This is a genomic window from Solibacillus cecembensis (assembly GCF_050272495.1).
Lineage (GTDB): Bacteria > Bacillota > Bacilli > Bacillales_A > Planococcaceae > Solibacillus > Solibacillus cecembensis.
In genome coordinates this window covers 1-2,326 of record NZ_JBNNMF010000060.1, presented here as the reverse complement: position 1 = coordinate 2,326, position 2,326 = coordinate 1, and the positions used below count along the sequence as shown (strand labels likewise).

At 40.5% G+C, this 2,326-nt stretch carries 3 protein-coding genes; 2 read left to right on the top strand and 1 reads right to left on the bottom strand.

Annotated features, from left to right (window positions below; translation table 11 throughout):
• Positions 1 to 242, bottom strand: a 242-nt coding sequence (locus ACQKIH_RS22350) for a hypothetical protein (RefSeq protein WP_427769039.1), incomplete at its 3' end; no start/stop codon positions are given.
• A gap of 33 nt (positions 243 to 275) precedes the next feature.
• Between ACQKIH_RS22350 and tnpB the strand changes: the two genes are divergently transcribed.
• Both tnpB and tnpC read left to right on the top strand, forming a co-directional pair.
• Positions 276 to 629 carry an IS66 family insertion sequence element accessory protein TnpB gene (tnpB, locus tag ACQKIH_RS22345; RefSeq protein ID WP_427769038.1) on the top strand — a complete coding sequence of 118 codons (354 nt, stop codon included), beginning with the start codon at positions 276 to 278 and terminating at the stop codon, positions 627 to 629.
• A 63-nt stretch (positions 630 to 692) separates the two neighbouring features.
• The gene (gene tnpC / locus ACQKIH_RS22340) at positions 693 to 2,243 is read left to right on the top strand and encodes an IS66 family transposase (RefSeq protein ID WP_427769041.1); all 1,551 of its coding nucleotides are present in this window, start codon (positions 693 to 695) and stop codon (positions 2,241 to 2,243) included.
• Positions 2,244 to 2,326: the final 83 nt, after the last annotated feature.

The following is a 2,326-nucleotide window of genomic DNA, read 5'->3' as shown; positions in this document are numbered from 1 at the left end:
GTAAGCCCGTAATCAAATAACGCATATAAAACGCCAGGCACCTCCGGTACGATAGACGTATCATTCAAAGGAGGTGCCATTCTTATGCTAACAAACAAATTAAACATTGTTCCTGTCAAACTCGATCCTCTTCCAGCTGAAACTTCTTCGTTCCATTCTTCCAAATACAATGCTGGGCCAAGTTGTATAGTTAAAACCACAGCAGCTGAAATTGCCTTCTTCAATGGCGTAGATGAGCGCATTATCCAAACCATTATGAAGGAGCTGAGCGGTCGATGAAACATGATTTTACGAGTGTGCAAAACATCTACATCATTTGTGGGAAGACCGATATGCGTAAAGGCATTGATGGTCTCGCTACGCTCATTCAAGATTCTTTTGAACTCGATCCGTATAGTGATTCTATTTTTCTATTTTCCGGATGGGGTAAGGATCGTTATAAATGTTTGTACTTCGATGGAAATGGCTTCGCCATGCTTTATAAACGATTAGATAATGGGAAATTACAATGGCCGAAAGATGAAAATGAAGTACGAAATCTTTCGCAGCAAGAACTTCGCTGGTTATTAGAGGGATTATCCCTGCAACAGCCGAAGGCAATTGCAAAATCTACAAAAGGTGTCTTTTAATAACCCCATTTCAAATGGTATAATCATCCACATATAAACTTGAACGGAAATGTGGTGAACGATTTGACGCCTGTTAATCAGAAGCAAGAAGAACAAAACGAACGTATCATTCGATTACTTGAGGAGCAATTAGCTCAGTCGAATCGACAAATAGAAGCGTTGACGGAACAAGTTCGTCAATTAACAAAAGCCTTATATGGCTCTAAATCAGAGAAATCTAAGTATCAAGCACCAGACGGACAAGGCTCCTTATTTGAAGACGATCCGTCTTTTAGCGAAACTGAGCAGACAGAAGAACAAAGCACGGAAACGATTAGTTATACCGTTACTCGTAAAAAGACAACTAAAAAACGAAATGATTCGTTTCGTGAGGATATTGAAATTGAAGAAATTCATCATCACCCAGCTAACTTAGCTTGTGACTGCTGTCTTGGTGAAATGGTAGAATTCAGTTCTTCGCTGGTGCGTGAAGAAGCCAAATTTATACCAGCTACAATGAAACGTGTGCAACATTTTGAACATGTGTATGAGTGCAAAGCGTGTAAAAAAGATGCCCTACAAAAAGCACAAATCAAACGTGGGAAAGCACCACAAGGTGTTATCCAAAGAAGCATTGCCGGTCCTACTGTTTTAGCAAAGCTTATCTACGATAAGTTTATCCAGTACTTGCCTCTTTACCGTCAGGTAAATGAATGGGTGCGACATGGCCTACATACAAATGATAAGAATTTATCCAATTGGGTAATACGTGTAGCAGAAGATTGGCTTCAACCGCTTTATGATCTGATGAAGCAACTATTAACGGCGAAATCTGTGCTGCATATAGATGAGACATATGCACAAATACTCAAACGTTCAGATGGAAAGCCTGCTCAATCAAACGCTTATAACTGGGTATGTCGTAGTGTACACAGTGAAGGTCCTATCATTGTTTTATTTAAGAGTGCACTCTCACGAGGGCGCGCTATATTAGAAGATTTACTTGCAGGATTTAAAGGGACCGTGATTTGTGATGGCTATTCGGCTTATGGTCAATTATCTAATGTTCAATTCGCCAACTGTTGGGCGCACGTAAGACGTTATTGGCTGAAAGCCGATAGTAAGAATGGACGAATAGGCGTTGAATATTGCGATCGTTTATTTCACATCGAGCGTAAAATCAAACAGCTTTCACCAGAAGAACGTGTGCAAGTTCGCCAACAAGAAGCAAAGCCCATCGTCGATGAATTTTTCGATTGGATTGATCGTTCGCCTTTCTTCGGTAAAAATGCCATAGCGAAAGCAGCTGCATATACATTAAGCCGTATGTCTGAGTTAAAGGTCTTTCTTGAAAATGGGGACGTCGCAATTGATAACAATCCTGCTGAAAATGCGATTCGTCCAAATGTCATTGGTCGCAAAAACTGGCTCTTCTCTGTGAGTGAAGCAGGCGCCAAAGCGAATGCCATCTGTTTAAGCTTGGCTGAAACGGCAAAAGCAAACGGAATTGATTTTTATCAGTATTTGGTGAAGCTGATGACAGAGTTACCAAATTTACCGTTTCATCAACAACCTGAGATTTTACATAACTACATGCCGTGGTCAGAAAATATTCAAGCCACATGTACAAAATAGCCAGCTATCTGAAAAAATTCAGATAGCTGGCCATTCGTCGTGCGTACCGTAGAGGTGCGCTATTTTTTATAATTCGGGCTTAC